Genomic DNA, 3813 nt, shown 5'->3' on the forward strand with positions numbered 1-3813 from the left:
GATCGAGGTCCTGTCCAACCGCCTGCGTGCGCAGCCGCCGGCGGAGGTTCTACCGTTACTCGCCGGCAGGTTGCGATCACTGTTGCGGGGCCGCGATCAGCCCGTCCCGACCTGATCGTCCATTTTTGATCATTCGGTACTTACTATCGATATTCTATAGTTTCTTGGCTGTGATGGGCGTCACGACATATTGCGATCAAGGAGGTGTGACGGTTGGTTGACGATCATGAAAGCGCACCCTTCGCCACCGCGGACGGCGGCCTGACCACCGGCAGCCCGCCGGCGGCGCAGACGGGCTCCCACCGGTTCGCCCAGCACGTTCCCCTGATTCGAGAAGCTGGAAGGCGAGGACTGTGACCGCGATGTCGCCATCGGCTCCCTCGGCGGTCATGACCCGAGCGTTGGAGGTCGGGATCGTCGTCGCCGACCTGGCCGGTATGGTCTGCTTCTACACCGAGGCGCTGGGATGTAGTGAGGTACGCCGTTCCGATGTCCCGGCCGAGCTCAACGCGCAGCTGGGCCTGGGCGGGGCGACCACGGTGGTCTGGCTACGCACGCCGTGGGGAGAACGGATCAAGCTGGTGCGTCCCACCGCCGACACGGCTGCGGTCACCCCCGCCGTGCCGATCGCCACCCGCCGCGGCCTTGCCTACCTGACCCTGTACGTCACCGACGCCGCAGCGGTCGCCGAGCGGATGCGCCACGGGGGAGCGAGCCCGCGCTCGGACCCGGCGCTGGTCGAGGCGAGCGGGCGGCGGATCGCCTTCTGGGCCGATCCCGAGGGTAACGTCATCGAGCTGGTCGAGGATCTTCGGCAGGCCTGATGAGCCCGGCCTGATGAGCCCGGCCGGGTGAGCCCGGCTGCGCGGGTCGGGCACACTTCCCGGACTTTCTGTTGACAACACATAGTTAGTGCCATGTAATGGCCGTCACATCAATGACGGCCACCACATGGATGTCCGTACTGGCGCCTGGCGTCAGGGGAGAAGGGACGCGTCGTGCAGAGCTGGGTCGCAGACTGGGAGCGCAGCCCGCGGCTGCCGCATTACACCAGGGCAAACGCGGGCGAGACGCTGCCCGAGCCCGCGAGCCCGCTGGGCTGGACGCTCGCCTATGTGCACGTGCTGCGGGCCTGGCGGCAGGGCTTCATCGACATCGGCGTCTACCGCGAGGATGAGCTGTCGATCGACCGGCCCGAGATCGCGGGGCTCTTCGGGAGCTACTTCTACCTGAACCTGTCCCACATGAGGCTGTTCTCCCTGCGCCTGGGCATGCCGGTGGAGCAGACCGACCTGGCCTTCGTCGGCCAGCGCCCCGACATCCCCGCCTACGTTTTCCATCCCGACCATGTGGACGCCGAGCGCTCGGCGGCTGCCGGCGCCTCGGTGCAACGGTTGCTCGCGGTCACGGAGTTCACCGATGCCGTGGCGGACCGCGAGCGTGTGCGGGCGATGCGCCGTGACCGGCCCGACCTCACGGCCCTGTCCGACGCCGAGCTGGTCGCCCGGGCCCGGGCGCTGCTCGACGAGAGCGAGAAGAGCATCTTCTACCGGCACCTGGTCTCCACCCTCCCGGCGAGCTTCGGGCCCGGCATCCTCGGACCGCTGTGCGAAAGCGTGGGCCGCGGTGGCGATCTGCTCGATCTGATCAGCGGCATCGGCGACATCGACTCCGCCTCGCCGGCGGTGGGGTTGTGGAACCTGTCGCGCATCGTGGTGGGGTCCGGCGAGCTGGCCGCGTTGTTCGACAAGGGCTCGGCCACGGTGGCCGCCGCGCTGGACACCGATGCCACCGGCGACGTCGGTGCGTTCCGCGATGCCTTCGCCGCGTTCCTCGGCGACTACGGTGATCGCGGTCCCAACGAGTGGGACATCCACTCCCTGCCGTGGGAGGTGGACCTGACCGCGGCGCTCACCCTGGTCGACCGGCTCCGCAACAGCCCGGAGTCGCACTCGCCGGCGGTGCGCCACGAGGCACTCGCCGCCCGCCGGACACAGACCGCGGCGGAGATCCGCACGGTGCTCGCCGACAACGCGCAGGCGCTGGCCACGTTCGACGTGGGCATGCAGGCCGTCGACGTCTGGATGCCCGCGCGGGAACGCACCAAGGCCAACTGTGTCGCCGCCCTGCACGAGATCCGGATGACAATCCGTGAGCTCGGTCGCCGCGGTGTCGTGGCCGGCCGTTTCGGTCGGCCCGAGGACGTCATGATGCTGCTCGCGGATGAGCTCGACGCCTACCTCGCCGACCCGGCCCGCTTCACCGAGGTCATCGCACAGCGGCTGGTCGAATACGGCGAGCTCGCCGAGCTGGAGCCGCCGTTCTTCGTCGCGCAGGACCCCGACATCGAGCGCTGGCCGCGCCGGGACCGGGAGCGTCCGGAGCCGGCGATCGTGGGGGATGTGTTCACCGGCGTCGGAGGCAGCCACGGGACCTATACCGGCCGCGTTCGGGTGGTCACCGATCTGGCCGAGTGTGACGCTCTCGAACCCGGCGAGGTCCTCGTCTCCCCGATCACGGACGCGGCGTGGACGCCGCTGTTCCTCGTGGCCGGCGCGGCCGTGGTGGACGTGGGTGGGCTCAACAGCCACGCGGTCGTGGTCTGCCGGGAGCTCGGCATCCCGTGTGTCATCTCGGTGGGGGACGGCACGTCGCGGCTGCGCGACGGTGTTGAAGTGACTGTGGACGGCAACGCCGGCACTGTCACGGTGCTCTCGGCCGCGCCCCTGGCCGCCGCAGGCACCACCGGAGTCTGAGCCCCGTCCGCGTGTCATCGTCCACCCGCGTTTCGTCGCCCGCCCGGCGTCTGAGCCCGTCCGCGTGTCATCGTCCACCCGCCCGCATATCGGGTCTGTACTCCTGAACCACTCGCAGTGGGTGATGTACCGCAGCCCTGGGTGGACAGAATCGGTGACGGAGAAGCTCCGGGCTGATGTCGCACGGCTCGTGGTGGTGCCGCTCGCGTACACCATCACCGATGGGCGACAGGGTGACGGACACGGTCGCAGACGACAAGGTGGCGGATGATGGCTGATCAGGAATATGACCGGGGATTTCAGCCCAGTCGAGGACTCCTGATAGGCGGGGGTCTGCTCGTCGGGATCGGTGGCCTGTTGGGGGCGACGGGCATGGTTGTGCTCAGCGTCGCGGTGGTGTCGGCGACCCGGCGGTGGGCGGAGCAGCTGGAGGTGCCGCCCAGCGAGATCGCGAAACTCAAGGTGGCGCAGGCCAGGGCGGCCACCTCAGCGGCCACATCAGCTGGCGCCGACGCCTGGCGCGGTGGAACTCCGAGCGGCTCGCCGTCCTCGCCGTCCTCGCCGTCCTCTCCGTCCTCTCCGTCCTGACGGCGGCCCGGCCGCTCTTTGGGGTTCGCCGTTCGGACGGCGGCCCGGCCGCTCTTTGGGAACGATGTGAATCTGGTGCTGTGGGAAGAGCATCAGATTCACATCGTTGAGCCGTGCGGGTGGGATGACCCGTCGTGCTCGCGACAGTGGCGTTTGGATCTCCCAATGAGGGCTTACCGTCGGGAACCGTGAGTGTCTATGCTCAATCCCGACGCCGAGTGGGAGAGTGCATGGCCGATCAGATCATGCTGGGCAAGACGGCCCGGGTCACTGGGACGATCATGCCGGGTGTAGTGGGCGAGGTGATGGTCTCCGTGCGCGGGGGTGCGGAGGCGTTCCACGCCTATGCCGCTGAGGACGGTGTGACGATCGCGGTCGGAGCGCGGGTTCTCGTCGTGGAGTATCACCCACCCCGTACCGTGTTCGTCACCAGATTGTGAATACGCCGGTGCTGTTCCCGCCGGTGCTG

5 protein-coding genes are annotated in these 3813 nt (G+C 68.6%); all 5 read left to right on the plus strand.

The window, feature by feature from the left end; genetic code table 11:
• The first annotated feature begins 213 nt into the window (after positions 1 to 213).
• The 5 genes from U9977_RS00005 (at position 214) to U9977_RS00025 (ending at position 3784) form a co-directional block, all read left to right on the plus strand.
• Positions 214 to 357: a hypothetical protein gene (locus U9977_RS00005; RefSeq protein WP_322747037.1), complete on the plus strand. Its 144-nt coding sequence runs from the start codon at positions 214 to 216 to the stop codon at positions 355 to 357.
• A gap of 5 nt (positions 358 to 362) precedes the next feature.
• On the plus strand, positions 363 to 824 hold the full coding sequence (locus tag U9977_RS00010; protein ID WP_322747038.1) for a VOC family protein: 462 nt from the start codon (positions 363 to 365) through the stop codon (positions 822 to 824).
• 174 nt (positions 825 to 998) lie between these two features.
• Positions 999 to 2756, plus strand: coding sequence for a PEP-utilizing enzyme (locus U9977_RS00015; RefSeq protein ID WP_322747039.1), 1758 nt, complete (start codon positions 999 to 1001; stop codon positions 2754 to 2756).
• Positions 2757 to 3026: 270 nt separating this feature from the next.
• Positions 3027 to 3344, plus strand: coding sequence for a hypothetical protein (locus tag U9977_RS00020; RefSeq protein WP_322747040.1), 318 nt, complete (start codon positions 3027 to 3029; stop codon positions 3342 to 3344).
• 230 nt (positions 3345 to 3574) lie between these two features.
• The gene (locus tag U9977_RS00025; protein ID WP_322747041.1) at positions 3575 to 3784 is read left to right on the plus strand and encodes a hypothetical protein; all 210 of its coding nucleotides are present in this window, start codon (positions 3575 to 3577) and stop codon (positions 3782 to 3784) included.
• The last annotated feature ends 29 nt before the right edge of the window (positions 3785 to 3813 follow it).

Origin of the sequence: Protofrankia sp. Cas8, assembly GCF_963555845.1 — a bacterium.
GTDB lineage: Bacteria > Actinomycetota > Actinomycetes > Frankiales > Frankiaceae > Protofrankia.